Raw genomic sequence first — 21,186 nt, forward strand, 5'->3', positions numbered from 1 at the left:
CTCGACTTCCCTCGTTAAGCTTCCGGCGCACCGGTAATGGTGGCGACAGTCGTCGGGACGCGCGGCGCCAGCGCGCACATCAGCTCGTAGCCGACCGTGCCGCTGGCCGCGGCCACGTCGTCGATCGGCAGCCCGTGACCCCACAGCGTGACCGGCGAACCGACGCGCGCCTTCGGGCACGGCGTCAGGTCCACGCACAGCATATCCATCGACACGCGGCCCACGAGTTCGGTGCGCACGCCATCGACGAGCACCGGCGCGCGTAGTTCGCCCCAGCCGCTGGCGTGGCGCGGGTAGCCGTCGGCATACCCGCACGCGACCACGCCGATCCGCATCGGCCGCTCCGCTGTATACAGGGAGCCATAGCCGACGGTCTCGCCGACCTGCAGGTCCTGCACGGCGATCAGCTCGCTATGCAACGACATCGCGGGCTGCAATCCGGTGTCGGCGATATCGGCCGAGCGGCCGCTCGGCGAGGCACCATAAAGGATCACACCGGGCCGCACCCAGGCGCGGTGCGCCTCGGGGTGCCACAGCACGGCCGCCGAATTGGACAGGCTGGCCTCGCCCGGCAGGTTCGCCGTGGCGGCGTCGAACGCCTCGATCTGGTGGGCGATACCGCGCGGGCCGTCCGCGTCCGAGAAATGGGTCATATGGACGATGCTGCCCACGCACGACATCGTGCGCGCGCGCTCCCACGCGGTGCGGTACTGCGCCGGGCGGAAGCCGAGCCGGTTCATGCCCGTATTGAGCTTCAGCTGCAGCGCCAGCGGCCCCCTGGGGCGCGCGACTTCGAGCATGCGCAGCTGCTCTTCGTTATGGACGGCCGTGGTCAGCCGGTACTGCTCGATCAGGGCCACGTCCTGCGGCTGGAAGAAGCCCTCGAGCAGCAGGATCGGGCCCTGCCAGCCCAGGTCGCGCAGCAGAACGGCCTCGTTGAGGTCCAGCAGCCCGAACCCGTCGGCGCCCCGCAGGCCCGCGAACGCCCGGCGAATGCCGTGTCCGTAAGCATTGGCCTTGACCACGGCCCAGACGCGCGCACCGGGCGCGCGGCCGCGCACGACCTCGAGGTTGTTGGCGAGGGCGGGCTGGTGGATAACAGCTTGGATGGGTCTTGGCATGGTAAAGATTGTTGGAACATCCACGGCAATGGCTGGTCCGTTGGAAAGCTGGCGCTGGAAAGCGGCGAGGTGGAAAGCCGCTCTCCGGCGGCGCGGTCATCAGGGTAGACCCCGTCACCGCCCCGCAAGTGCCCAACGTTTTACAGACCGTGATCCATACGGTGGTGGCTGGCATCGCCGCCCGGGGGCTACAGGCCACATCCGGGCGCGCGCCGCGCAGCCGGTATTTGAACACAGTTGGATGCGGATTCCGGGAATCGATTCCGCCACCCGCTGTCAAAAAGGCCGTCCGCGAGTGTGCTGAAATGTCGCGTTTTCGTGATATAAAGCCGGACGCTCAGGCCATGTTTTATAAGTGAAGCAATATGTCTATGACGGTTCGGCAAGCCTCCCGGCGAGCAAATGTCACGCATCCGCCCCACTTTGACACGGCCGCCGTGCCAGCTTCCCTGCCCGCCCGCGATGGAGACAAAGTCGACAGTATGAAGAAGGGTTTCTATACCATCATGGCCGCGCAGTTTTTCTCGTCGCTGGCCGACAATGCGCTGCTCATCGCAGCCATCGCCCTTCTTACCGAGTTGCATTCCCCGCAGTGGATGACGCCGCTGCTCAAGCTGTTCTTCGTGCTCTCCTATGTCGTCCTCGCCGCGTTCGTCGGCGCGTTCGCGGATTCGATGCCGAAGGGCCGCGTGATGCTCATCACGAATGCCATCAAGATCGTCGGTTGCGCCATCATGATGTTCGGGTTGCACCCGCTGCTGGCCTACGGGATCGTCGGCTTTGGCGCCGCGGCCTACTCGCCGGCCAAGTACGGCATCCTTACCGAACTGCTGCCCCCCGAGAAACTCGTGATGGCCAACGGCTGGATCGAGGGCCTCACGGTCGGGTCGATCATCCTCGGCACCGTGGTCGGCGGCGCGCTGATCTCGGTGCATGTGTCCGATATCCTGCTGCGCCTCGACGTGCCGTATATCGATACCGGCATCAACACCCCGGCCGAGGCGGCCATGGTCGTGATCATGCTGTGCTACCTGATCGCGTCCATCTTCAATGTCTTTATTCCCGACACCGGCGCGCGCTATCCCGCGCAGGAAAAGAACCCGATCAAGCTGATCGCCGAGTTCGGCGACTGCTTCGTGGCGCTGTGGCGCGACAAGCTGGGCCAGATCTCGCTGGCCGTGACCACGCTGTTCTGGGGGGTGGGTGCCACGCTCCAGTTCATCGTGCTCAAGTGGGCCGAGCATTCGCTGGGGCTCAACCTGTCGCAGGGAGCGCTGTTGCAGGCCGTGGTGGCTGTCGGTGTGGCCGTCGGCGCGATTCTCGCGGCCGCGCGCATTCCGCTCAAGCGGTCGCTGTCGGTGCTGCCGTTCGGCGTGGCCATGGGTGCCACCGTGATGCTGATGGCGTTCTACACGAAGGACGCGATGCCGGCCGTGACCCTCGACCTGATGGGCTGGCACATGCCGCTGTATATGGCCATCGCCTATGTGTTCCTGGCGATCGTCGGGGCGATGTCCGGTTACTTCGTGGTGCCGATGAACGCGCTGCTCCAGCACCGCGGGCACGTGCTGCTGTCGGCGGGCCACTCGATCGCGGTGCAGAACTTCAACGAGAATGTGTCGGTGCTGCTGATGCTGTGCCTGTATGCGCTGCTTATCAAGCTCAACTGCCCGATCGGTTTCGTGATCATCGCGCTGGGCCTGTTTATCTGCATCACGATGTACCTGGTGATGCGGCTCCACCGCTATAACGTGCGCACGTTCAATTCGCTGGCGATGATCGGCGAGGACAAGCACCACTGAAATGGCATGGCCGGGCAATGCCCCGGCCGAGCTGCCGCGACTACGGGCGCCCCACGCGCTCCACGGCCCGCGCTTCCCAGCCTTCCGGCACGACGAATCCCCGCGAAATCTCGATCCACCCCTCGTGCCCATGCGGGCCGGCGGGGGCGAGTTCGCACAGCATGACGGGCGCCTCCCGCCGCCAGCTTTGCTCCGGATCCGGATCGTCGAACCGCGTGGCCAGCGCGGCCCGCAGCGCTGAAACCTCCTCGAACACGAGTTCGCCGGCCGGCGCCGCAACGTCCACCCGCATGGCGGACAGCCAGTCCGCGCGCGACAGCCGGCACCAGCGCGAGGCGGGTCGTGCCGCCGCCCGCGCGGCCCACGCATCGAGCGTCGACCACCAGCCGCGCAGATGATCGGGCGCGATGCCGAGCGCGTCGAGGCCCGGTGGCAATACCCCATCTCGATAGAACAGCCAGCCCAGCAGATAGACCTCGCCGCGGTCGATCCCGCGGCCCAGCGCCGCACGCGCTTCCGGGGTGTCGCCAAGCGGCAGCTGCCGCCGGACGATATGCTCGAGCTTGTCGCCAAGGCGGTCCACGAGGTTCGGGCCGACAAAGGCCCGAAGGCACGGCGTCGCCGCACCCGTGTCCACATGCAGGTAGAACTTGGTGGCCATTTCCCAATGCACCACTTCGTCGCGCACGGGGTCGCGCCAGACGAAGTCCAGCTCGCCCAGCGTACGGATACCGTGATCGTGACGATGCCGCACGGGCACGTTGGCGGCGAGCAGTTCGAGGCCCGGGGCATGGGACAGCGCAAACTGGAGCAGCCGCTCGGCATGGCGGCCGAGCCGCAGGCTGCGGTTGGCGGCACGCGCGCCGTGCCCGGCTCCCCGCGCGCTGCCGCCCGCGAGGCGCTCCCCGGCCCCGCGCTGGTCCGCGAGTTCGGCGATGGTTTCGGGCAGCGTGGCCGGATCGGCCGCGGCGAGCCAGCGAACCCACGCGGCGCGGGATTCGGCGGGCCAATGCGCCAGATGAAAGGCAGGCTCGGCCATGGGCAGGCGCGACAGCAGCGGCGGTGCCAGCGAGCACCATGCCAGATCCCGCACCCGCTGCGACGCCGCGTAGCGCCACAGCGGCCACACCTCGCCCACCCCGTCGGGTCCGGCCAGTGCCGGTCCGCCGGGGCTCAGGGCATGCGCGAGGTCAGGCTTGAGCTCCCGCACGATCGTGGACCTCGCGTGCCAGGCACAGATCCTCCCACGCGCGTGCCTTGTCGGTCAGCGTGCGCAGCAGGTAGGCCGGGTGATAGGTCACCACGACCGGAATGCCCTCGTATTCGTGCACCGTGCCACGCAGCTTGCCGATCGGCGTGGTCGTGCGCAGCAGGGACTGCGCGGCAAACCGGCCCAGCACGACGATGACCTTCGGCCGGATCAGCGCGATCTGCCGGCGCAGATAAGGCTCGCATTGCTCGACCTCGTTCGGCGCGGGGTCGCGATTCTCGGGCGGCCGGCACTTGAGGACATTGGCAATGAACACGTTGTGCCCGCGCGCGAGGTTCAGCGCGCCGAGCATATTGTCGAGCAGCTTGCCGGCCTGGCCGACGAACGGCTCGCCCTGCAGGTCCTCGTTCTGGCCCGGGGCCTCGCCCACGAGCATCCATTCGGCGGCGCGGTCGCCCACGCCGAGCACGGTATTCGTGCGGGACTCGCACAGGCCGCAGGCCGTGCAGCCGGACACGCTCGCCTCGAGCGCGGCCCAGTCCATGGCCGCGATCTCCGCCGCGCGCTGCGGCACGACCGGGCTGACTCGCGCCACCGCGGGCGCGTCCTCGGGGATGGGCTGGTGTGCCGCACCGCGCGGCCCGGCGTCCGCCATCGGCACGGGCTGCGCGACGTTGTCGGCCTGCACGGCCTCGCGCGCAGATGTTGCTGCCCCAACCGGCATCCCCTTCGGCATCCCCTTCGGCATCCCCTTCGGCAGCCACTCGGTGCGAATCCCAAGCACCTCCAGAAACTGCGCACGACGGTCCACCACGTTCTCCTTCATGGCGCCGCCTCCTCGCCCTGCCAGCTACGCCGCATGACGAGCGCATCCTCGCGCCCCTGCGCCGCGGCCGGATAGTACCCGCGCCGGCGGCCAATCTCCACAAACCCGGCTTCCTGATACAACGTAATGGCCCCGGTATTCGAAGGCCGCACCTCGAGCAGCATCGTAAAAAGCCGATGATCGTGCGACGTGGCAAGCGCCACGCCCAGCAGCATGCGGCCCAGCCCCTGCCGCTGGCGCCGCGGATCGATCGTGATATTGAGCAGATGCATCTCATCGACCACGGGCATCAGCACCGCATAGCCGACGAGCGCATGCGTCGGATCGCGCATCGTCAGGCCCAGATGGCCCGCCTTGAGCGAATTCTCGAAATTGCCGCGCGTCCACGGATGGCTATAGGCCCGCTGCTCGATCTCTGCCACCGCCGACAGATCCAGCGCGCTCATCCGCCCCAGCCGCCAGCCGTCCGGCAGCACGGGCATGACCGGCACATCGGGCCAGGCGCCATCGGCAAACGGCTGGAGCGCGGCACTCACGACGCGCTCCCCGCCGCCAGCGCCGCGGCCTTGGCCGCGGCAACCGCCTCGCGCTCGACGATCGTCTGCGCCACCTTGTCGCGCAGATAGATCGGCATCGCGTCGGCCGCATCGATGGTCTCGCCGCGCGCCAGCGCGCGTTGGGCAATCGAAACCAGCGCGCGCGCATCGGGCATCGCGTCGGGCACCTGCCGCGCGGCACCGGCCGCGACCGCCAGCCGCTCGCCGAACACCGCCATCGCATTGCCCGCGATCCAGTACGTGCCCTCCGGCCGGACCACCGCCTCCGCGGGACCGACGCCGATCGGGCCGGTCACCCGCCATTCTCCAGCCGCGTCATCCCAGGCGAACGTGCCCGAGTAGACCTCGTCCATGCGCGCGTCGAGCGTTACCAGCACCGGCATGCCGGCGGGCAATGGCGACGCCGCGGACGCCAGCGTCCGCGCGGCCTCGGCACAGGCCATCAGCGTATTGACGGGAATGACGGGCAATTCGGCCCCGAACGCGAGGCCCTGGGCCACGCCGCACGCGGTGCGCAGGCCCGTGAACGAGCCGGGCCCGGCGCCGAACGCGATGGCCGCGCAGTCGGCCAGCCGCACGCCGGCCTCGGCCAGCACTTCGGCGACCGCCGGCAGCACGCGCGAGGACGAGCGCGGGCCCGTGTGGTCATGACGAAAGACACACGGGGCGTCGCCATCGTTCGCGGCGCGCCCCAGTGCGACGGAGCACCACTCTGTGGAGGTCTCGACAGCAAGAATCCAGGACATGCCGCGATTGTATCCGTTGTCCCCGCGACAAGGCGCGACCGAAGGCTTCTTCGGATTTTTTTGCCGCAAACGGCGCGCGGGCGCGGCTATCATCGGACATCGCACAAAATTCACCGCAATTTCTTGAAACAGGAGTCCCCCATGAGCGATCTTCAGGCCCGCTTCGAACAAGCCACGGTCGATGTCAAAGCGCTGAGCGAGCGCCCGAGCAACATGACGCTGCTGCGCCTCTACGCGCTGTACAAGCAAGGCAGCGAAGGCGACGCGCATGGCGACAAGCCCGGCATGACGGATTTCGTCGGCCGCTACAAGTTCGAGGCGTGGGAATCGCTGAAGGGCACGGCGAAGGACGAGGCGATGCAGAAGTACATCGACCTCGTCGAAGAACTGCGCAGCGGCGCCGTCAGCTGACCCGCCGCGGGGGCCGGCTCAGCCGAGCCGGCCGCTGTGCGCGACCTCGCGGATCTTGCGCACGGTGTCCAGGTCCGCCTCGTGATAGGCGGACTTGACGATCTCCGCGTAGCGGTCGTCGCCGCTCGCGTCCACCGCCGGCATCGTCGTCTCGTAGATAAAGCGCAGCAGCAGCGCATCGGGGCCCGGCGTCTCGATCACCATCGTCAGCGTGCCGCCCGCATGCTCGGCCGTGGCCGCGGTTTCATACCGGACCTGCCGCTGCGGCTCGTACACCACGCGGTCCCGGATCTTTGCCTCGCCGAAGTGCAGCACCCGTTCGATCCAGCCTTCGCCGCGCGCCGTCACCTCGGCGCGGTCGAGCCCCAGGATGAACTCGGTCGGCTCTTCCGCGCGCAGCACGAGCCCCTGCCATAGCTGCCCTGCCGTCAGCGGTTCCACCGCGGGATTGCCGGGATCGTTGATCTCCACCAGGTGTTCGAAACGCAACTCACTTCTCCAGTTCGTCAATGCCGTCATTATGAATGCGTGACGAACATGGTGCCGCAGATGCATAAAAAAAGCCCCCGGGAGAACCCGGGGGCTTTGCCGATTCGCGACGAGGCGGATCAGACTTCTTCGTACAGCGGCAGCGTCAGGAATTCGGCGAAGTCTTCCGACGTGGACATCTGCTCGAAGATCTGCGCGGCGCGGTCGTAGGTCGGCGTTTCACCGCCGACGACCTGCTTCACCTTCGCCAGCTCTTCCGGAATCAGCGCGCGCACCAGCTCGGCGGTCACCTTGCGGCCATCCTCGAGCTTGCCCTTCGGCGAACGGATCCACTGCCACACCTGCGAGCGCGAGATCTCGGCCGTGGCGGCGTCTTCCATCAGGTTGTGGATCGGCACGCAGCCATTGCCGGCCAGCCAGGCGCCGAGGTAATGGATGCCCACGTTGATGTTCATGCGCAGGCCATGCTCGGTGATCGGCGTCTCCGGCTTGAAGTCGAGCAGATCGGCGCCCTTCACGTTCACGTCCGGACGCTGCTTCTCGAACTGGTTCGGCTTGTCGCCGAGCACCGCGACGAACTCCTTCATCGCCGGCTCCACGAGGCCCGGGTGCGCGACCCAGCCGCCGTCGTAACCGTCGGTCGCATCGCGGCGCTTGTCGCTGATGATGCCTTCCATCGCAATCGCGTTCTTCTCCGGATCGTTCTTGATCGGGATCAGCGCGCTCATGCCGCCGATCGCGGGCGCGCCGCGCTTGTGGCAGGTCTTGAGCAGCAGCAGCGCGTAGGCGCGCATGAACGGCGCGGTCATCGTGACCTTGGCGCGGTCGGCCAGGCAGAAGTCCTTGTCCACCTTGAACTTCTTGATGCACGAGAAGATGTAGTCCCAGCGGCCGGCGTTCAGGCCCGCGCTGTGATCGCGCAGTTCGTACAGGATCTCTTCCATCTCGAACGCGGCGAGGATGGTCTCGATCAGCACGGTCGCCTTGACCGTGCCCTGCGGCAGGCCGACTTCCTTCTGCGCCATCACGAAGACGTCGTTCCACAGGCGTGCCTCGAGGTGGCTTTCCATCTTCGGCAGATAGAAGAACGGGCCCGCGCCGCGCGCGATCTGCTCCTTGCCGTTATGGAAGAGGAACAGCGCGAAATCGAAGATACCGCCCGAAATGCGCTTGCCGTCGATCGTGACGTGCTTCTCGTCCAGATGCCAGCCGCGCGGACGCACCTGCAGCGTGGCGATCTTGTCGTTGAGCTTGTAGTGCTTGCCGTTGGAGTCCAGCGTCAGCGTGCGGCGCACGGCGGCCTTCAGGTTGACCTGGCCCTGCATCTGGTTGTGCCAGTTCGGCGTGTTCGAGTCCTCGAAGTCCGTCATGTAGCTGTCGGCACCCGAGTTGAACGCGTTGATCACCATCTTGGCCTCGACCGGACCGGTAATCTCCACGCGGCGGCATTCGAGCGCCTTCGGTACCGGGGCCACCTTCCAGTCGCCCTCGCGAATGGACTTCGTTTCGGGCAGGAAATCGGGGATTTCGCCGGCGTCGAGGCGCTTCGCGCGCTCCACGCGCGCGGCCAGCAGTTCCTGGCGGCGCGGCTCGAAGGCGCGGTGGAGCTTGTCTACGAGGGCCAGGGCTTCCGGCGTCAGGATGTCTTCATAGGCCGGCAGGATCTCGCCGGTAATCTTCATGCCCGCGGGCAGCGTGATAGCCATCAGTGTTCTCCTGTATATGCGATGGAATGGTGAGGGGTAGACCCGCGCGTCAGTTCGGCACGCCACGGGTGGCGACGAAAGCGAGCAGGTCGTTCATGTCGTGCCCGGTCCCGGCAGGCGCCACGTCGAGGCGCTCCGCCGGATGGCCGGCACGGTTGATCCAGAACGTCGTATAGCCGTACCAGGCGGCCCCGCAGGCGTCCCAGCCATTGGAGGACACGAACAGGATCTCCTGCACGGGCAGGTCGAACGCGGCCGGGCCGAGCGCATAGGCGGCCGGCGCGGTCTTGTACTGGCGCACGGACTCGACCGACAGCACATGGTCGAACAGGCCCTGCATGCCCGCGCTCTTGACCGAGATATCGAGCATCTCGGGATTGCCGTTCGACAGGATGCCGAGCGGCAGCCCCGCGCGCTTCAACCGCTTGAGCGCGCCGAGGTTCTCCGGGAACGCGGACAGGCAGGCGTACTCCTTGAGCAGCTGCGCCTCCGTGCCCGCGTTCATGTCCAGCCCCAGCCGTTCGGCCGCAAAGCGCAGCGCGTCGATCGTGATCTCCCAGAACGGCTTGTACCGCGCGCCATCGGGCGCCGCCATCGTGCGCACGCGCGTGTAGTCGATCTGACGCTCGCGCCACAGCAGTGCCAGCGCTTCCCCCTTGCCCGGAAACAACTGCTCCGCGCGCGCCGTGACCGAATACACGTCGAACAGCGTGCCATAGGCATCGAACACGACCGCGCGAATCTTGTGCATGAATGGACTGAATGGGGTTGTACACGTCTGAATGCAGGGCATTGTAGGCACGCAGTGCAGTGCGACAAAGCCGGTGGGGGTCACTTGATCTTTTACTTTTCGGCATCTAATCTAGCCCGATTCCGCTGAAACTCATGCGTTGCAACCGTGGACCACTTCAAACAACTCGAGACGTTCGTGTCGGTCGCATCACGCGGCAGCCTCTCTGCGGCCGCCGCGGCCGAGGGGGTGGCGCCCGCGATCATCGGCCGCCGCATCGACGCGCTCGAGGAACGTCTGGGCGTCAAGCTGCTGGTCCGCACCACGCGCCGCCTCACGCTGACCTTCGAGGGATCCGCGTTTCTCGAGGACTGCCAGCGCATCCTCAACGACCTGCACAACGCCGAGGCCAGCGTGTCCGCCGGCGGCGTCAAGGCCAGCGGCCACCTGCGCGTGACCGCGCCGGCCGGCTTCGGCCGCAAGCACGTGGCGCCGGTCGTGCCGCTGTTCATCGAATCGCACCCCGACGTCACCATTACGCTCGACCTCGCGGACCGCGTGGTGGACCTCGTCAACGAGGGGTTCGACTGCGCAATCCGGCTCGGCGATCTGCCCGACTCGAATCTCGTGTCGATCCGGCTGGCCGAAAACCGCCGCGTGGTCGTGGCCTCGCCGGCCTACCTCGCGCGCGCGGGCACGCCGCCCGATCCGGAATCCCTCGCGCGCCACAACTGCCTGGCGTTCGGCGCCAGCGCGAACGTCCAGCGTGGCTGGGTGTTCCAGCAGGACGGCCAGCCCGTGACCGTCAAGGTGGGTGGCACGATGGAATGCACGGACGGCGCGGTGCTGCACGAGTGGTGCCTCCAGGGCCATGGCCTCGCCTGGCGCTCGTGGTGGGAAGTCGGCCACGAGATCGCGGCCGGCCGGCTCGTGACCGTGCTCGACGAATTCCAGGCGCCCCCGATCGGCATCCACGCCGTCTTTCCGCAGCGCAAGCATCTGCCGCTGCGTGTACGGCTGTTTATCGATCATCTCAAGAACACCTACGGCAATCCCGCCTACTGGCGCCGCGCCGAGCAGGCGGCCGCGCTCGCGGCCGAGGCCGGCCACGACATCGTGGCGTAACGGTGCGTGCGGCACGGCACGATGCGGTTTGATCTGAAACAAGGGCAGGCGTCGCAAGCGGACTAGAATGAACTTGTCGGGTTGACTTCGTGAAAGGAGGTCCAGCATGTTCAAGCACATCCTGTTACCCACGGACGGTTCCGCGCTGTCGAAGAAGGCCATCGACGGCGGCCTGGAACTGGCCAAGGCGATCGGCGCGCGCGTCACCGCCTATGTCTGCCTCGAGGAGTATCCCTACACGCCTTTCAGCGAGATCGTGGTGGAGGCGCCGCAGGCGTTCAAGGACCGCATCGAGAATCAGGCGCGGCTCTATCTGCGCGAGATCGAGACCGCGGCACGGGCCGAGGACCTGCCGTTCGACGCCGACATGACCACGTTCGCGGTGCCCTACCTCGGCATCATCGACGCGGCCGAGCGCCACGGCTGCGACGTGATCTTCATGGCCTCCCACGGCCGCCGCGGCCTGACCGGCCTGCTACTCGGCAGCGAGACGCAGAAGGTGCTCACGCACACCGACATCCCGGTCATCGTCTATCGATAGCAGGCGCTCCCCGTCTCCCCTCTCCCCCTCTCCCATCCAGGGAGCGGGGGAGAGGGGGAGCGACCTTACGCTGCCTTGCGCTCGGCCTTCTTCTCGTCGAAGAACTGCTCATCCTCGGTCGAGCCCTTGAGCGCCGTGGTCGAGGACTGGCCGCCTTCGATGGTCTGCGTGACCGCATCGAAGTAACCGGTGCCCACTTCGCGCTGGTGCTTGACCGCGGTAAAGCCCTTCTCGGCCGCGGCGAACTCGTTCTCCTGCAGTTCGACGAACGCGCTCATCTGGTTGCGCGCATAGCCGTAGGCGAGGTTGAACATCGAGTAGTTCAGCGAGTGGAAGCCCGCCAGCGTGATGAACTGGAACTTGTAGCCCATCGCACCGAGTTCCTTCTGGAACTTGGCGATCGTCGCGTCGTCAAGGTTCTTCTTCCAGTTGAACGACGGCGAGCAGTTGTACGCAAGCAGCTTGCCCGGGAACTTCGCGTGCACGGCCTCGGCGAACTTCTTCGCGAACTCCAGATCGGGCTTGCCGGTCTCGCACCAGACGAGGTCGGCCACTTCGGCGTAGGCAATGGCGCGCGCGATGGCCTGATCGATGCCGGGCTTGGTGCGATAGAAGCCTTCGACCGTGCGCTCGCCCGTGCAGAACGGCTTGTCGCGATCGTCCACGTCCGAGGTCAGCAGATCGGCCGCCTCGGCATCGGTCCGCGCAATCACCAGCGTCGGCACGCCCGAGACATCCGCCGCCAGACGCGCGGCATGCAGCTTGGCCACGGCTTCACGCGTCGGCACGAGCACCTTGCCGCCCATATGGCCGCACTTCTTGACGGAAGCGAGCTGGTCTTCGAAGTGGACGCCGGCGGCACCCGCCTCGATCATGGCCTTCATGAGTTCGAACGCGTTCAGCACGCCGCCGAAACCGGCTTCGGCGTCGGCCACGATCGGCGCGAAGTAGTCGACATCGCCCGAACCTTCGCTCCACTGGATCTGGTCCGCGCGCTGGAACGTATTGTTGATGCGCTTGACCACGAGCGGCACCGAGTTGGCCGGATACAGCGACTGATCGGGATACATCTCGCCCGCGACGTTCGCGTCGCCGGCCACCTGCCAGCCCGACAGATAGATCGCCTTCAGGCCCGCCTTCACCTGCTGCATGGCCTGGTTGCCCGTCAGCGCGCCGAGCGTGTTCACGAACGGCTCGGTATTGAGCAGATGCCAGAGCTTCTCGGCGCCACGGCGCGCGAGCGTGTGTTCGACCTGGATGGAACCGCCCAGGCGGATCACGTCCTCGGCCGTGTAGTTACGCGACACGCCCTTCCAGCGCGGGTTGGTTTCCCAGTCTTGCTGGAGCTTCTGGATATCTTGTTGGCGGGACATGGTGTTCTCCTGTGATCGATGGGGTGGGCTTCGAAACTCGTGACACCGACCGGTTTTTGCTGCCGCAGGTCATGTGTCTTATATAAGAGTGTAGGGAAGCCTCCCGCGTCGCAACAAGCGTAGAACCGTCCGCAGGCGAAGATTTTTATTCCTTTATATTCAATGTGTTACAGGATAAATTTCGCGATGTGGCATGCGGTCTTTCATGATGAGAAATGCACGTTGTGCTCCGCACCCATGCATTTTTGCGCACCAAAACAGCTTTCCGCATCGTGAAATTCTGGCGGTCACGGGATCAGGCGGCTGCCACGTCCCGCGCGCGTCGATATTCGACCCAGTCGCCGCTCTCGATTCGCGCGAGCCCCGCCACGGCGCTATCGGCCACGGGGTACAGCAGGCACGGCACCATGGCGCCGCCGTGCGCAATGTCGCGCACCTCGCGCACGAACAGCGTGGCCTGGCCGGGATAGACCTCCTCGATCTCGTCGAGCACGGGCAGCAGCGCCTCGGGAATGTCGTAGATGTCGCCGGCCACCGGACCGGCCGCGGCGTCGAGCACGAGGCCCGGATAGGTGCCGAAGTCATAGAGGCGGCCGGCGATCACGCCGGGGCCGACCAGTGTCGGCGCCGCAATGCCATGCCGCGCCGCGGCGAGGTTCAGGTCGTTGACTTCACCGGCACGGAGCGTGCCGTAGACGAATACGCGATGCATGATGGGACGGACAGGATGGGGAAAGACACGCCATCTTATGCGATTACATCTGCTTGAAGAGGTGCGCATACTGCCGCGCCACGGGCAGCGACTCCGCGCGGTTGCGCAGCCGCAGCGACACACGCCCGAGCGACTGGTTGACCGCGCTCGCCACGCAATCGATGTTCACCACGGTGCCGCGGTGGATCTGCCAGAAGCGGTCGGGATCGAGCTGCTGCGCCAGTTCGCGCAGGCTCGTGCGGATCAGTGCCTCGCCGTTGGCGGACACCACGTTCACGTATTTGTCCGTGGCCTCGAGGTAGATCACCTCGTCCACGGGAATGATGCGGACCTCCTGCCCGACCAGCGCCTTGATAAAGCGCAGGTACTGGCCCGGCGCGACGCCGCGCTGCGGTGGCGGATTCTCGAGCGCCTCCAGCCGGTGCAGCAGCTGCGCGAGCCGATCGGCGTCCACCGCGGCCGGCTCGGGCTCGGCCGCCGGGGACGACAGCCGCACCGACAGCCGCTCCCGCAGCCGCGCCACCGTGGCTTCCAGCCGCTCGTGCTGCACGGGCTTGAGCACGTAATCGACCGCCGCGCGCTCGAAGGCCTCGAGCGCGAACTGATCGTAGGCGGTCACGAAAACCACGAGCGGCGGCGCATCCAGCTCCACGAGTTCGCGCGCGACGTCCATCCCGCTCATGCCGGGCATGCGGATATCGAGAAAGGCCACGTCGGGCCGGTGCTCGCGCGCGGCATCCAGCGCGGATACGCCGTCATGCACCACGGAGACGATGCGCGCCTCCGGCCAGAGCGCACCGAGCTCGGCCTCGAGCACGCGCGCAAGCAGCAGTTCGTCATCGGCGATCAGCAGCGTCGGGGACATCGCGGGAGTGGGTTGTGGATCAGGGATGCGCCGGCGACACGGTACCGCCCGCCGGACGGGCGCGCGCCGGCACGGCCGCCACGCCCTCGGCGGGCACTACCGGCACGGTATCGGTCCGCCGCACGAGCGGCAGCGTCAGCCGCACGATCACGCCGCGCGGCTGGTTTTCTTCCATCTGCATGGTCGCAGCCGCGCCGAAGATCCGCGCCAGCCGCTCGCGCACGTGCGTGAGGCCCATGCCGGACCCCTTGCTGCCGCCCTGGCAGAAGCCCACGCCGCTGTCGGTGATCACCACCTGCACATTGCCATCGCCGGGGTCGCGCGCGGCCAGCACGATCGCGCCGCCCCGCATGCACGGCTCGATGCCGTGCGTCACGGCGTTTTCGACCAGGGGCTGGATCAGCATCGGCGGAATTTCCACATCCGCGAGCGCGGGCGGCAGGTCGATCTCGAACGCCAGCCGCGAGCCGAAACGCATCGACTGGATTTCGAGGTAGCTGCGCAGCAGTTCGAACTCCTGCCGCAGCGTGCATTGCTCCGCCCGCGTGTGCTTGAGCGACGTGCGCAGGAAGCCGATCAGCCGCTGAAGCAGCTGCCGCGCCGCGCGGGGATCGGTGGCGATCAGCCCGTCGAGGTTGGCCAGCGAATTGAACAGGAAATGCGGCTCGATCTGGGCCTGCAGCGCCATGAGCTGCGCGCGCACGAGCTGTTTCTCCGCTTCCTCGCGCTGCAGCGCGTCCAGCGCGGCCTGCCGCTCGAGGTAGGCGAGCTTCTCGCGCGACCAGTAGAAATAGATCATGCTCGCCGAGGCGAGCATCCCCACCACCAGGCACATGCGCAGCATGTCGCCGGTCTCCGCATGCGAACGGATCGGCAGGTTCAGCACCTCGCGCGTGGCCCAGCTGCCGAAGAGCACGCCCACGGGCACGGCCACGGCGGCCAGGCACAGGAACGGCCAGCGGCGGGGCCGGTCGTTCCACCAGATTCCCACGCGCGGGATATCGATCAGCGCCCAGATGGAGAGGCCGATCAGCTGGCTATAGACGAGATTGTGGAACAGCGAACCGCCAGTGCGGAAGCCGTAGTTGAGGCTCAGGGCGATCACGGTGTTCATGCAGATGACGAACAGCAGATCGCGGCCAAGGATGGTCAGCCTCGACGGTAGCGCGGCATACAGACAACGGTTCACGGGGTCTCGTCCCTCCAGCAATGCTGCGTGGACGTAACTTTACGCCGGTTACCGGGCCGGGGGAAGCGCCGTGCGACGAAACGCACCGGCACGGCGCCAAGTGTGCGAAAACCGGTGGGATCAGGCCGCCTGGAGCGCCTGCCCGCGCACGGTCTCCGCGAGCGCGGTGGAAATCGTGTCCGCCGACAGGTGCGGCGCGAACATGCTGATAAACGCCTGCGCATAGCCGCGCAGGTAGGCCCCGCGCCGGACCGCCACACTGGTCGTGTTGGGTTCGAACAGGTGATCGGCCGTAATGCGCACGAGCCCCGCGTCCTTGCGCGCGTCGTACGCCATGGACGCGATGATGCCCACGCCCAGGTCCAGTTCCGCATACGTCTTGATCACGTCCGCGTCCATCGCGGTCAGCACGATCTCTGGCTGGAGGCCCGCCTCGGCGAACGCGCCGTCGATCTTGCGCCGGCCCGTGAAGCCCGCGTCGTACGTGATGATCGGAAAATTGACGATGTCCTCGAGCGACGGTTCAGGAATGCGCGTGAGCGGATGGTCGGGCGAGACCACGAGCACGTGCTGCCAGCTGTAGGCCTCGAACGACGTCAGGCCCGCCTCGCTCGCCACCGCCTCGGTCGCGATGCCGATATCGGCCTGACCGGTCAGCAACAGCTCGACGATATGCTGCGGCGACGCTTCCTGCAGGGCCAGCGTCACGTGCGGGTATTCGCGCCGGAAGCTCTGCACCACCTTCGGCAACGCGTAGCGTGCCTGCGTGTGCGTGGTGGCCACCGTCAGGCGGCCCGTATGGCGGCCCGCGAACTCGTCGCCGGCCTGCCGCAGGTTCTCGGCCTCGAGCAGCAGACGCTCGACGATGCGGACGATTTCGCGGCCCGGCTCGGTCAGGCCGGTCAGGCGCTTGCCATAGCGCTCGAAGATTTCCACGCCGAGCTCTTCCTCGAGTTCGCGGATCTGGCGCGACACGCCCGGCTGCGAGGTGTACAGCGCGTTGGCGACTTCGGTCAGATTGAACTGGCGGCGTACCGCCTCGCGAATCGATCGCAGTTGCTGGAAGTTCATGGCGTGACTCCGTTGTTCTTGTCCTGCACAGGGGTGTCGCGCGTGAAGACGCGCAACTGGCGGGGCCGCACGGCGAGCAGTTCGCCCTCGCGGAAGCCCAGATGGCGGAAGCGTTCGAGCGGCAGCGCCACCTCGATCACGTCCTGGTTGTCTTCGCGCTCGAGTTCCAGCTGGGCGACCGGGCCCAGCGTCAGCGCGCGGCGCAGCGTCACGGCAATCCCGTCGGTGCCCGGCGCGTAGCGCTCGAGGTCGAGGTCGTGCGGGCGCACATAGGCCACGGCATCGCCGGCGGTCTCGTGGCCCTGCCCCACCACGGGCAGCACCGAGTCGCCCGTATGCAGCAGGCCGCCGGTGTCGCCGACTTCCAGGCGGCCGTGGAACAGGTTCACATTGCCGAGGAAGCCGAACACGAACGGCGTGGCCGGATGGTTATAGACGGCCTCCGGCGTGCCGAACTGCTCCACGCGGCCGCGATTCATCAGGACGACCTGATCGGCCACTTCGAGCGCTTCTTCCTGGTCATGGGTCACGAACACGCTGGTCACGTGCAGTTCGTCATGCAGGCGGCGCAGCCAGCGGCGCAGTTCCTTGCGCACCTTGGCGTCGAGCGCGCCGAACGGCTCGTCCAGCAGCAGCACGCGCGGCTCCACGGCCAGCGCGCGGGCCAGCGCGATACGCTGGCGCTGGCCGCCCGACAGCTGCGACGGATAGCGGTCGGCCAGCCAGTCCAGTTGCACGAGTTCCAGCAGCGACTTCACCTTCTCGCGGATCTTCGCTTCCGACGGACGCTCGGCGCGCGGCTTCACGCGCAGGCCGAAGGCCACGTTCTCGAACACCGTCATGTGCTTGAACAGCGCGTAGTGCTGGAACACGAAGCCCACGTTACGCTCGCGCACGTGATGCTGCGAGGCATCGGTACCTGCCAGCACGACCTGCCCGGCATCCGCGCGTTCCAGGCCGGCGATGATGCGCAACAGCGTGGTCTTGCCACAGCCGGACGGGCCCAGCAGCGCGGTCAGCTCGCCTTCGTCGAAGTCGAGCGACACGTTGTCCAGTGCCACGAAGTCGCCGAAGCGCTTCTCTACGTTCCTGACCTGAATGCTCATGATGCCTGTCCCTGCAGCGGTTGTTGCTGCGATTGATGCGATGCTTGTTGCGTGGTGTGTTGCGTGGTGTGTTGCGTGGCGGGTTCCGATACCGCACCCTTGGGCGAGGACGGGGCCAGTACCGGATCGGCCGGCCGCTCCAGCGCGTCCTCGCTGTGTTCGCGCGCGGCGCGCATCTCGACCAGCGTCTTGATGCCGAGCGTCACGAGCGCCAGCAGCGTCAGCAGCGACGCCACCGCGAACGCGGCCGCGAAGTTGTATTCGTTGTAGAGAATTTCCACGTGCAGCGGCATCGTGTTGGTCAGGCCGCGGATATGGCCCGACACCACCGACACGGCGCCGAACTCGCCCATGGCGCGCGCGTTGCACAGGATCACGCCATACAGCAGGCCCCAGCGGATGTTCGGCAGCGTGATATGCCGGAACGTCTGCCAGCCCGACGCGCCGAGCACGATCGCGGCCTCTTCTTCCTCGCTGCCCTGCGCCTGCATCAGCGGAATGAGCTCGCGCGCGACGAACGGGAACGTCACGAAGACCGTCGCGAGCACGATGCCGGGCACCGCGAACATGATCTTGATGTCGTGCGCCTCCAGCCATGGGCCGAACCAGCCCTGCGCGCCGAACATCAGCACATAGATCAGGCCCGAGATCACGGGCGACACCGAGAACGGCAGGTCGATCAGCGTGATCAGCAGGTTCTTGCCGCGAAAGTCGAACTTCGCGATGGCCCAGGCCGCGGCCACGCCGAACACCACGTTCAGCGGTACCGCGATGGCGGCCACCGTCAGCGTGAGCTGGATCGCCGAGACCGCGTCGGGCTCGGTCAGCGCGCTCAGGTACGTATCGACGCCCTTCTTGAACGCTTCAAAGAACACCGATGCCAGCGGTACGAACAGGAACAGTGCGAGAAACAGCACCGCCACCGTGATCAGCGTATAGCGGACCCATCGGGACTCGCCGGTGGCGTCGTAGGGATGATGGGCCGTGCCCTTCGATCCGAGTCGGGAAACTGCGCCGGCCATCTCTTAATCCTTCGCCACGATTTCTGCAGCCGCGCGCGCACCAGTCTGGTGGCGTCGCGTCCAGGCCTGCAACAGGTTGATCAGCAGCAGCAGCACGAACGAGATCACGAGCATCACCACGGCCACCGCGGTCGCGCCCGCGTAGTCGTACTGCTCGAGCTTCGAATAGATCATCAGCGGCGCGATCTCCGACACCATCGGCATGTTGCCGGAGATAAAGACCACCGAACCGTACTCGCCCGTGGCGCGCGCGAACGACAGCGCAAAACCCGTGAGCAGCGCGGGCAGGATGGCCGGCAGGATCACGCGATAGAACGTCTGCAGGCGCGAGGCGCCGAGGCTCGCCGCGGCTTCCTCGAGCTCGCGCTCCACGTCCTCGAGCACCGGTTGCACGGTGCGCACGACAAACGGCAGGCCAATGAACGTCAGGGCCACGACGATACCCAGCGGCGTGAACGCGACCTTGATGCCATGCGGTTCCAGATACTTGCCGATCCAGCCATTGCCCGCGAACAGCGCGGTCAGCGCGATACCGGCCACCGCCGTGGGCAGCGCGAACGGCAGATCGACGAGCGCGTCGATGAATCGCTTGCCGAAGAAGCGGTAGCGCACGAGCACCCACGCGACGATCAGGCCGAACACGGTATTGATGATGGCCGCGACGAACGATGCGCCGAAGCTCAGTTCCAGCGAATGCACCACGCGGGGTTCCGTCACGGTGCGCCAGAACGCTTCCCACGTCATCGTGAACGTCTTCAGGAACGTCGCCGACAGCGGAATCAGGACGATCAGCGTCAGGTAGAAGATCGTGAAGCCCAGCGACAACCCGAATCCGGGCAGTACGGTAAAGCGCTGGTTCGTCCTCGGACGGAGCGTACGGCTGGCTGGCTTGGGCCCGGACGGTGGCAGGTCCGTGGCGGTAATGGATGGCGGCATATCGTCTCGCTTATGAAGCCGGCGCATAACGCGCGGGCTACCGAGACAAATTTTGCAGATAGGCCCTTATAAACAGAACGAATCTTTCTGCATGTCTTTAGACGGTTTAGATATAAGGAGTGGTGCAGCCGAGCTCCACGCTCGACTCCCAGCAGCCTGAAACATCACTTTCCGTGCCTTGCGACTCGATGCGCTGGAGCAATGTGGCGAGATAGGCCTGCCCGACCGGCCATTCGCCAAGCCCGGAGTCCGCATTGATATGGCCGAGCTGGCCCGCATCGACGAGTTCGCTGCCCCACAGCGCGCCCCAGCTGAACGCCGTGCGCTGCACCATCCACGGGTCGTCGCGGCTCGCGATCAGCACGGTCGGAAACGGCAGCTTCCACGTCGGCAGCAGCGCGCCGACGCCGAACTTGTCCGGATCGGCCGGCGCCACGAGCAGCGCGCCCGCGATACCGACCGGATCGAGGGCCGCCTGCCGGAGCGTGGCCAGACACCCAAAACTGTGCGCGACGAGCACCGCACCACCCTGGGCCACGCGCCGTGCGCGCATGACGCCCTCGGACACGCGCTCCGACCACAGCGGCAGGCTTGGCCGCGACCAGTCGTGCTGTTCGATGCGCTGCCAGTCCGGATGCCGCGCCTCCCAGCGCGACTGCCAGTGCGCGGGGCCGCTGCCGTGCAGGCCCGGCACGGTCAGGATCTGCAGTCCGCGCGGGACGGCCAGCTGGCCGGACGGCGCGCTGTCGGCCGACGGCAACGATGCGGCGGTTTCTCCGGTGGGGGGCAATGCACTCATGCTGGCTCCTTGCGCGACGCGCTCGCGGCTGTCCCTGACTTGTCGGTTCCCGCGTGCAATTGCCGTGCCGACACGGCCTCGCCCGCGGCGATACCCTGCCCCAGCGCGATGCCCGCGGCCTGTAACCGCTCCACCGACAGCGTGTCCTGCAGCCGGCGGCCGATCAGCGTCACGCCCGCGTTCGCGGCGCTCGCGCGCAGACCGGACAACTGGCGGTCCGTCCATGTGCGGCGCATGTCGAGCTTGAGCCAGTCCGGCAATGCATGCGCCATCAGCGCGCCCGCCTCGGCCGGATCGGACGCCTGCAGGCTCACCGCAAACCCGTTGCGCCGGTAATTGCCCACCACGTGCAGCAGCAGCGGCAGATCGTCGTTGGCGCTCGCGGGCACCTGGATCACGAACCGCTCGAGCGGCAGGCCCAGCGATTGCAGCGCGCGCCGGAATGCGGCCCCGTGATCGTCGGCCACGGCCGCCAGCAGGCGGTTATGCACGTTGAGCACCAGCTTGTGCCCGCCGTCCTGCTCGGGCGGGCCGGCGAAATAATTGATCGCATGCACGAGCCGCGACAGGCGGTCCAGCGACACCAGCGAGGCATCGTCGGCCGCCATGGCGAACAGCTTCCATGCGGCAAGCCCCACGCCGTCCTCGGCGTAGGTGTGAATGGCGCCCTCGTGCGCGACGACGCTGCGATCCGCCAGCGTGACGAGCGGCTCGAAGACGCTCGTCAGCGAACAGTTGAAGTACTGGCCCTGAACCTGGCCACTCGCATCGCGCCACAGCTCCCGCCCCGCGACGGGACCCCGGGGCAACGTTTCCAGATAGCGGTCGAGCGCGTCGGGCATGGTATGG

Annotated in this window: 22 protein-coding genes; 4 read left to right on the top strand and 18 right to left on the bottom strand. The window is 66.9% G+C overall.

What is annotated here, in order from left to right; translation table 11 throughout:
* Window positions 1-14 precede the first annotated feature (14 nt).
* Window positions 15-1,121, bottom strand: coding sequence for an alanine racemase (alr, locus tag FOB72_RS07865; RefSeq protein WP_150372015.1), 1,107 nt, complete (start codon window positions 1,119-1,121; stop codon window positions 15-17).
* 482 nt (window positions 1,122-1,603) lie between these two features.
* On the opposite strand from alr, the gene lplT reads away from it, so the two are divergent.
* Entirely contained in the window at window positions 1,604-2,923 is a 1,320-nt protein-coding gene (lplT, locus tag FOB72_RS07870; RefSeq protein WP_150372016.1) for a lysophospholipid transporter LplT, read from the top strand.
* A 40-nt stretch (window positions 2,924-2,963) separates the two neighbouring features.
* Here the strand turns inward: lplT and FOB72_RS07875 are convergent, their stop codons facing one another.
* The 4 genes from FOB72_RS07875 to tsaB are packed head-to-tail and all read right to left on the bottom strand — an operon-like array spanning window position 2,964 to window position 6,262.
* Window positions 2,964-4,133, bottom strand: coding sequence for a DUF1853 family protein (locus FOB72_RS07875; RefSeq protein ID WP_150372017.1), 1,170 nt, complete (start codon window positions 4,131-4,133; stop codon window positions 2,964-2,966).
* Window positions 4,114-4,959, bottom strand: coding sequence for a uracil-DNA glycosylase (locus tag FOB72_RS07880; RefSeq protein WP_411859816.1), 846 nt, complete (start codon window positions 4,957-4,959; stop codon window positions 4,114-4,116). The genes FOB72_RS07875 and FOB72_RS07880 overlap by 20 nt, the downstream gene beginning before the upstream one ends.
* Entirely contained in the window at window positions 4,956-5,495 is a 540-nt protein-coding gene (gene rimI / locus FOB72_RS07885) for a ribosomal protein S18-alanine N-acetyltransferase (RefSeq protein ID WP_411859817.1), read from the bottom strand. The genes FOB72_RS07880 and rimI overlap by 4 nt, the downstream gene beginning before the upstream one ends.
* Entirely contained in the window at window positions 5,492-6,262 is a 771-nt protein-coding gene (gene tsaB, locus FOB72_RS07890; RefSeq protein ID WP_150372018.1) for a tRNA (adenosine(37)-N6)-threonylcarbamoyltransferase complex dimerization subunit type 1 TsaB, read from the bottom strand. The genes rimI and tsaB overlap by 4 nt, the downstream gene beginning before the upstream one ends.
* A 141-nt stretch (window positions 6,263-6,403) precedes the next feature.
* Here tsaB and FOB72_RS07895 point away from each other — a divergent pair, with 141 nt between their 5' ends.
* A complete protein-coding gene (locus tag FOB72_RS07895; protein WP_150372019.1) occupies window positions 6,404-6,673 on the top strand; it encodes an acyl-CoA-binding protein in 270 nt (89 codons plus the stop codon).
* Between the two features lie 18 nt (window positions 6,674-6,691).
* Here the strand turns inward: FOB72_RS07895 and FOB72_RS07900 are convergent, their stop codons facing one another.
* The 3 genes from FOB72_RS07900 to FOB72_RS07910 all read right to left on the bottom strand — a co-directional run bounded on the left by FOB72_RS07900 (window position 6,692) and on the right by FOB72_RS07910 (window position 9,619).
* Window positions 6,692-7,162 (bottom strand): SRPBCC family protein, encoded by a 471-nt coding sequence (locus FOB72_RS07900; RefSeq protein ID WP_150372020.1) that lies wholly within the window; start codon window positions 7,160-7,162, stop codon window positions 6,692-6,694.
* 119 nt (window positions 7,163-7,281) lie between these two features.
* Window positions 7,282-8,868, bottom strand: coding sequence for a malate synthase A (aceB, locus tag FOB72_RS07905; RefSeq protein ID WP_150372021.1), 1,587 nt, complete (start codon window positions 8,866-8,868; stop codon window positions 7,282-7,284).
* A 49-nt stretch (window positions 8,869-8,917) separates the two neighbouring features.
* Window positions 8,918-9,619 carry a haloacid dehalogenase type II gene (locus FOB72_RS07910; protein WP_150372022.1) on the bottom strand — a complete coding sequence of 234 codons (702 nt, stop codon included), beginning with the start codon at window positions 9,617-9,619 and terminating at the stop codon, window positions 8,918-8,920.
* A 147-nt stretch (window positions 9,620-9,766) separates the two neighbouring features.
* Between FOB72_RS07910 and FOB72_RS07915 the strand changes: the two genes are divergently transcribed.
* On the top strand, window positions 9,767-10,723 hold the full coding sequence (locus tag FOB72_RS07915; protein ID WP_150372023.1) for a LysR family transcriptional regulator: 957 nt from the start codon (window positions 9,767-9,769) through the stop codon (window positions 10,721-10,723).
* Between the two features lie 106 nt (window positions 10,724-10,829).
* Window positions 10,830-11,264 (top strand): universal stress protein, encoded by a 435-nt coding sequence (locus tag FOB72_RS07920; protein ID WP_150372024.1) that lies wholly within the window; start codon window positions 10,830-10,832, stop codon window positions 11,262-11,264.
* Between the two features lie 65 nt (window positions 11,265-11,329).
* Here the strand turns inward: FOB72_RS07920 and aceA are convergent, their stop codons facing one another.
* The 10 genes from aceA to FOB72_RS07970 all read right to left on the bottom strand — a co-directional run bounded on the left by aceA (window position 11,330) and on the right by FOB72_RS07970 (window position 21,179).
* The gene (gene aceA / locus FOB72_RS07925) at window positions 11,330-12,637 is read right to left on the bottom strand and encodes an isocitrate lyase (RefSeq protein WP_150372025.1); all 1,308 of its coding nucleotides are present in this window, start codon (window positions 12,635-12,637) and stop codon (window positions 11,330-11,332) included.
* 295 nt (window positions 12,638-12,932) lie between these two features.
* Window positions 12,933-13,349 (bottom strand): gamma-glutamylcyclotransferase, encoded by a 417-nt coding sequence (locus tag FOB72_RS07930; protein WP_150372026.1) that lies wholly within the window; start codon window positions 13,347-13,349, stop codon window positions 12,933-12,935.
* Between the two features lie 43 nt (window positions 13,350-13,392).
* Window positions 13,393-14,214, bottom strand: a complete 822-nt coding sequence (locus tag FOB72_RS07935) for a LytR/AlgR family response regulator transcription factor (protein WP_150372027.1) — start codon at window positions 14,212-14,214, stop codon at window positions 13,393-13,395.
* 19 nt (window positions 14,215-14,233) lie between these two features.
* The gene (locus FOB72_RS07940) at window positions 14,234-15,403 is read right to left on the bottom strand and encodes a sensor histidine kinase (RefSeq protein WP_223851460.1); all 1,170 of its coding nucleotides are present in this window, start codon (window positions 15,401-15,403) and stop codon (window positions 14,234-14,236) included.
* Window positions 15,404-15,523: 120 nt separating this feature from the next.
* The gene (locus tag FOB72_RS07945; RefSeq protein ID WP_150372028.1) at window positions 15,524-16,474 is read right to left on the bottom strand and encodes a CysB family HTH-type transcriptional regulator; all 951 of its coding nucleotides are present in this window, start codon (window positions 16,472-16,474) and stop codon (window positions 15,524-15,526) included.
* Entirely contained in the window at window positions 16,471-17,580 is a 1,110-nt protein-coding gene (locus tag FOB72_RS07950) for a sulfate/molybdate ABC transporter ATP-binding protein (protein WP_150372029.1), read from the bottom strand. The genes FOB72_RS07945 and FOB72_RS07950 overlap by 4 nt, the downstream gene beginning before the upstream one ends.
* Window positions 17,577-18,602 (bottom strand): sulfate ABC transporter permease subunit CysW, encoded by a 1,026-nt coding sequence (gene cysW, locus FOB72_RS07955; protein WP_150372030.1) that lies wholly within the window; start codon window positions 18,600-18,602, stop codon window positions 17,577-17,579. Before cysW ends, FOB72_RS07950 begins: the two co-directional genes overlap by 4 nt.
* Window positions 18,603-18,605: 3 nt before the next feature.
* Entirely contained in the window at window positions 18,606-19,538 is a 933-nt protein-coding gene (gene cysT / locus FOB72_RS07960) for a sulfate ABC transporter permease subunit CysT (protein WP_150372031.1), read from the bottom strand.
* Between the two features lie 106 nt (window positions 19,539-19,644).
* Window positions 19,645-20,337 (bottom strand): RBBP9/YdeN family alpha/beta hydrolase, encoded by a 693-nt coding sequence (locus FOB72_RS07965; protein ID WP_150372032.1) that lies wholly within the window; start codon window positions 20,335-20,337, stop codon window positions 19,645-19,647.
* On the bottom strand, window positions 20,334-21,179 hold the full coding sequence (locus tag FOB72_RS07970; protein ID WP_150372033.1) for an EAL domain-containing protein: 846 nt from the start codon (window positions 21,177-21,179) through the stop codon (window positions 20,334-20,336). Before FOB72_RS07970 ends, FOB72_RS07965 begins: the two co-directional genes overlap by 4 nt.
* Window positions 21,180-21,186: the final 7 nt, after the last annotated feature.

Origin of the sequence: Cupriavidus pauculus (assembly GCF_008693385.1) — a bacterium.
GTDB classification, from domain to species: domain Bacteria; phylum Pseudomonadota; class Gammaproteobacteria; order Burkholderiales; family Burkholderiaceae; genus Cupriavidus; species Cupriavidus pauculus_D.

What these genes read in the sequence shown, in the direction of transcription:
- alr (WP_150372015.1), bottom strand. Translation starts at nt 1,121, where the DNA reads ATGCCAAGACCCATCCAAGCTGTTATCCACCAGCCCGCCCTCGCCAAC.
- lplT (WP_150372016.1), top strand. Translation starts at nt 1,604, where the DNA reads ATGAAGAAGGGTTTCTATACCATCATGGCCGCGCAGTTTTTCTCGTCG.
- FOB72_RS07880 (WP_411859816.1), bottom strand. Translation starts at nt 4,959, where the DNA reads ATGAAGGAGAACGTGGTGGACCGTCGTGCGCAGTTTCTGGAGGTGCTT.
- tsaB (WP_150372018.1), bottom strand. Translation starts at nt 6,262, where the DNA reads ATGTCCTGGATTCTTGCTGTCGAGACCTCCACAGAGTGGTGCTCCGTC.
- FOB72_RS07895 (WP_150372019.1), top strand. Translation starts at nt 6,404, where the DNA reads ATGAGCGATCTTCAGGCCCGCTTCGAACAAGCCACGGTCGATGTCAAA.
- aceB (WP_150372021.1), bottom strand. Translation starts at nt 8,868, where the DNA reads ATGGCTATCACGCTGCCCGCGGGCATGAAGATTACCGGCGAGATCCTG.
- FOB72_RS07910 (WP_150372022.1), bottom strand. Translation starts at nt 9,619, where the DNA reads ATGCACAAGATTCGCGCGGTCGTGTTCGATGCCTATGGCACGCTGTTC.
- FOB72_RS07920 (WP_150372024.1), top strand. Translation starts at nt 10,830, where the DNA reads ATGTTCAAGCACATCCTGTTACCCACGGACGGTTCCGCGCTGTCGAAG.
- aceA (WP_150372025.1), bottom strand. Translation starts at nt 12,637, where the DNA reads ATGTCCCGCCAACAAGATATCCAGAAGCTCCAGCAAGACTGGGAAACC.
- FOB72_RS07930 (WP_150372026.1), bottom strand. Translation starts at nt 13,349, where the DNA reads ATGCATCGCGTATTCGTCTACGGCACGCTCCGTGCCGGTGAAGTCAAC.
- FOB72_RS07935 (WP_150372027.1), bottom strand. Translation starts at nt 14,214, where the DNA reads ATGTCCCCGACGCTGCTGATCGCCGATGACGAACTGCTGCTTGCGCGC.
- FOB72_RS07945 (WP_150372028.1), bottom strand. Translation starts at nt 16,474, where the DNA reads ATGAACTTCCAGCAACTGCGATCGATTCGCGAGGCGGTACGCCGCCAG.
- FOB72_RS07950 (WP_150372029.1), bottom strand. Translation starts at nt 17,580, where the DNA reads ATGAGCATTCAGGTCAGGAACGTAGAGAAGCGCTTCGGCGACTTCGTG.
- cysW (WP_150372030.1), bottom strand. Translation starts at nt 18,602, where the DNA reads ATGGCCGGCGCAGTTTCCCGACTCGGATCGAAGGGCACGGCCCATCAT.
- cysT (WP_150372031.1), bottom strand. Translation starts at nt 19,538, where the DNA reads ATGCCGCCATCCATTACCGCCACGGACCTGCCACCGTCCGGGCCCAAG.
- FOB72_RS07965 (WP_150372032.1), bottom strand. Translation starts at nt 20,337, where the DNA reads ATGAGTGCATTGCCCCCCACCGGAGAAACCGCCGCATCGTTGCCGTCG.
- FOB72_RS07970 (WP_150372033.1), bottom strand. Translation starts at nt 21,179, where the DNA reads ATGCCCGACGCGCTCGACCGCTATCTGGAAACGTTGCCCCGGGGTCCC.